Origin of the sequence: Nocardia cyriacigeorgica (genome assembly GCF_010858045.1) — a bacterium.
Taxonomy (GTDB): domain Bacteria; phylum Actinomycetota; class Actinomycetes; order Mycobacteriales; family Mycobacteriaceae; genus Nocardia; species Nocardia cyriacigeorgica_E.
On record NZ_JAAGVC010000349.1, the window covers coordinates 1 to 285 of the forward strand.

Here is a 285-nt window from a genome sequence, read left to right on the forward strand (position 1 = left end):
GTGCTTGCCCGGCGCCCGCCGAAGAAGATGGCCGAGATCGGCACGCCTGCGGGATCGTTCCACTCCGGCGCCACCGACGGGCATTGCTCGATTGGGGTGCAATAGCGCGAATTTGGGTGTGCGGCAGGTGTTTCTGACGCCGGTGTCCAATCCTTGCCGTGCCAGTCGACAAGATGGGCGGGCGGGGTGTCAGTGAGGCCCTCCCACCAGACGTCGCCGTCATCGGTGAAAGCGGTATTGGTGAAGACCGAGTTACCGCGTTCGATGGTCGCGATGGCATTAGGG

At 63.9% G+C, this 285-nt stretch carries 1 protein-coding gene; it reads right to left on the reverse strand.

Translation table 11 applies throughout. The features are described from left to right. On the reverse strand, positions 1-285 hold a 285-nt coding region (locus GV790_RS30000), incomplete at both ends, for a phosphoenolpyruvate carboxykinase domain-containing protein (protein ID WP_163818181.1).